This is a genomic window from Sulfurovum sp. bin170, assembly GCF_010892395.1.
GTDB lineage: Bacteria > Campylobacterota > Campylobacteria > Campylobacterales > Sulfurovaceae > UBA1140.
The window spans coordinates 1-3,329 of the sequence record NZ_JAACKB010000165.1 but is presented as its reverse complement, the minus strand read 5'-3'; the positions used below and the strand labels follow the sequence as shown (position 1 = coordinate 3,329).

Genomic DNA, 3,329 nt, shown 5'->3' with positions numbered 1-3,329 from the left:
TTGGAATCGGAGGCTTCAGCCCCGAAAAAGACGAAACTAAAGTTTTCGTTTCCTAGTTCTTTAACTTTTATGCTTTTTAGAGGAGTAATATGCCCAAATGATAAAAGATACACCTATCAATCCTGTTATAATCTCTGGAATATGCAAACCTATACTACCAAATATCATAATAAGTGCCAATGCTCCAATAGCATAGTGAGCCCCATGTTCCAAATAGATATAGGAGTCAAGTGTCCCTTTATCTACTAAATAGATGGTCATAGACCTTACAAACATAGCACCAACTCCAAGACCTACCATAATAATTACAATATCATTGGTAATGGCAAAAGATCCAATAACGCCATCAAAAGAGAAAGAGGCATCTAGCATCTCTAAATATATAAATCCTCCTATACTACCTTTCGCAACATTGGAAGCTGCTCTGTTTTTACGGCTATTGAGATACTCCAAGATTACACCAAGGGCATGAACAGAGAGGTAAACTATGACCCCCCAGATACCTGCTATCAAGACAGTTGAATCAGACCCTGCAACAAAAAGTAAGATATAGAGTGCCACAAGCGTAGAGACAGCCTCTATCTTACCTAGTTTAGAGACTATCTTCTCAAATGATGAGAACCAGTGTATACTCTTCTCCTCATCAAATAGAAAATTTAGAAAAACAAGTAGTAGAAACATTCCACCAAAAGCTGAAATCTCTGCATGGTGTTCTGTTAGTTTTTCAGAATATAATGCAGGATTGTCAAGAGCTAATCTCCAGACATCTAACATTCCCATATCAGCAGTTTGAGCTACGATTAATATGGGAAAGAGCAGACGCATTCCAAATACAGCTACTATAATACCTATTGTAAGAAAGATTTTTTTCCAATAATCATCCCAATCTCTAAGAATAGAGGCGTTGACCACCGCATTATCAAAAGATAGAGATACCTCCATAACAATTAATATAGAGGTAAAAAAAAGTGCTGTTGCAATCCCTGTTAGCCCATTTGTATGAAAACCCCATACAGATATAAGAGCTAAAGAGAGAGCCGTAAAAATAAAAGAGTATTTGAAATGGCTCAACTTTCCCCCTCCTGAAGCAATGCTCGAACTACCTCTCTATCATCAAAATGAATCTTCTCTCCTGCTATCTCCATATAATCCTCATCACCTTTTCCAAGAATCATAAGAACCTCATCCTCATCAAGCTCTCTTAGTGCCTCTTGAATGGCAAAAGCTCTATCAACCATCGCTCTTGTTTTGCTCTGGTCTTTGATGCCTGATAGAATCTCATTGATAATATCTTCAGGTTTTTCATCCCTTGGATTGTCATTTGTCACATAGACCTTGTTGGCAAACTTGGCTGCTACTGCACCCATTCTTGCTCTTTTGCCACCATCACGATTTCCCCCTGCTCCAAAGACCACAGATATATCTCTATCTTTCATACTATCAAGAACCTGCAACATACCATCATCAGTGTGAGCAAAATCTACAATGACTAGTGGATTGGTGCTAATAACCTCCATCCGTCCTGCTACACCTGCGAACTTCTCTACCACTTCACAAATCTCTTCAATATCTCTACCTGTCAAAATAGTAACCGCACCAATAGCAGCCATGAGATTAAAGAGGTTAAATAGCCCAACCATTGGAGAGTGAAATGTCGCTTCTTTTCTTAAGTGTTTTATCCCTGCCGTTATTCCATGTCTTAGAGCAAAAGCTTGAACCTTAAATGTAGCAGGTTCATCAACCCCATAACTTTGAGCATTAACAGGGTTATATTTGATATTTTTTATCTCATCTTTGTTTAGAAGCTTAGGTGATTCGTCTGCAAAAAAGCGACTCTTTACAACTCTATACTCCTCAACTGTACCGTGATAGTCAAGATGGTCGCTAGTAACATTTGTGTGAATTTTTAGAGCAAAGTTTATATCTTCTATTCGCTCTTGGTCGATAGCGTGAGAGCTAACCTCCATGATAAAATAACTACAATTTTTATCTTTGGCTATTTTCATGTGGTAGAGCGTCTCCAAGATGGAGGGAGTGGTCATAATCTTCTCTTCAACTCTCTCCTCATTTGCAAAGAAACCTCTTGTCCCTTGAAGAGCAACACCTTCATCCAAATCAAGCAGAAAAGAGTATATGGCAGCAGTGACTGTTGTCTTGCCATTTGTTCCTGTAACACCTACCGTTTTGATAGAGTCTAATCCCCATTTCTCTATCAAATCTTTGGGTTTAATAAAAGAGGGTTGAACTTCAAGCTTATCAAAGTATTTCTGATTTTGTGCTGTTAGTAAAAACTGTATGTCCCCAGCTATGTTAGCTGTATCGTCGGTTAAATACGCATAACCATCTAAATTATAATCTATTTTCATAGAGCGTATATTAACGGAATTAGTTTTGTTTTAACTTATGATAGAGTTCATATATATCTTGACTTTTTCCAAATGCACTACTCATTGAGTCCAAAAACTGCTCTGCTAACTTCTCTTCACCCTTATCAATCAGTTTTGAGACAAAATCGATATACTCCTCTTTGCCTCGTAGAATTACTTTTGTAGAGAACATCACATCTTCAAAAGCTTTAGAGAAGTCACCTCTATCATCTACAAACTGCAAAAAATCTTTATACCCAATACCATCTTCATACTCTATCTTATCTTCAACAGGAGAAAGAAGGTCAGAGATTTGATTTTTTGTAGAATCAAGAGTAGAGATAAGATTGCTCATCACCTCAGGAGCGTCATCTTGCTCTTTTTTAATAATCTGATAATAATCAAAAAGTGCTTGAGCCTCTTCGCCACTCTCCATCCCTATATCACAAAGAAAAGCACCTATCTTAGCATCACTATGAGTTGGAAACTCTTTTAACAATAGTCCATAAGTGGTCATTGCACTCTGATACTCTCCAAGTGAGAACTGTTGCTCTGCTCTAGTTAATAATCTATTGATACTTACTTTTCTCATAACTTATCCTAATTGGTCTAATCTCTCTTCCCATCCGTGGGGAACATTCATCACAGTTATATCTGGATGTATTATCTTTTTTAACTCTAGTTCAATACCAAATTTTAGTGTAGTACCTGCACTACCACAGCCAACACAGGCTCCTTGGAGCTGTACAAAAACCACACCATTAACTATATCTATTATCTTTACATCACCACCATCTTTTTGAATCCATACTCTTGATTTCTCGATAACATCTGTGACAATTGGTCTTAACTCTTCATCTGTAAATGGAAGCACCTGCTTCTCCTTAAATTTATATTATATAATTATACCAAAATTGTATAATTATTCTATCAAAACTTACTTAGAATCGGAGACTTTAGTCC

General features: G+C 37.1%; 4 protein-coding genes. All 4 read right to left on the bottom strand.

Annotated features, from left to right (window positions below; translation table 11 throughout):
• Positions 1 to 60: 60 nt before the first annotated feature.
• From GSY74_RS03905 to GSY74_RS03890, 4 genes are read right to left on the bottom strand one after another with little or no spacing between them, the layout of a single operon-like run.
• The gene (locus GSY74_RS03905) at positions 61 to 1,071 is read right to left on the bottom strand and encodes a DUF475 domain-containing protein (protein WP_164663799.1); all 1,011 of its coding nucleotides are present in this window, start codon (positions 1,069 to 1,071) and stop codon (positions 61 to 63) included.
• The gene (locus GSY74_RS03900; RefSeq protein WP_164663798.1) at positions 1,068 to 2,366 is read right to left on the bottom strand and encodes a UDP-N-acetylmuramoyl-L-alanyl-D-glutamate--2,6-diaminopimelate ligase; all 1,299 of its coding nucleotides are present in this window, start codon (positions 2,364 to 2,366) and stop codon (positions 1,068 to 1,070) included. The genes GSY74_RS03905 and GSY74_RS03900 overlap by 4 nt, the downstream gene beginning before the upstream one ends.
• Before the next feature lie 19 nt (positions 2,367 to 2,385).
• Positions 2,386 to 2,958 carry a tetratricopeptide repeat protein gene (locus tag GSY74_RS03895; protein ID WP_164663797.1) on the bottom strand — a complete coding sequence of 191 codons (573 nt, stop codon included), beginning with the start codon at positions 2,956 to 2,958 and terminating at the stop codon, positions 2,386 to 2,388.
• 3 nt (positions 2,959 to 2,961) lie between these two features.
• Positions 2,962 to 3,240 (bottom strand): NifU family protein, encoded by a 279-nt coding sequence (locus GSY74_RS03890; RefSeq protein ID WP_164663796.1) that lies wholly within the window; start codon positions 3,238 to 3,240, stop codon positions 2,962 to 2,964.
• Between the last annotated feature and the right edge of the window lie 89 nt (positions 3,241 to 3,329).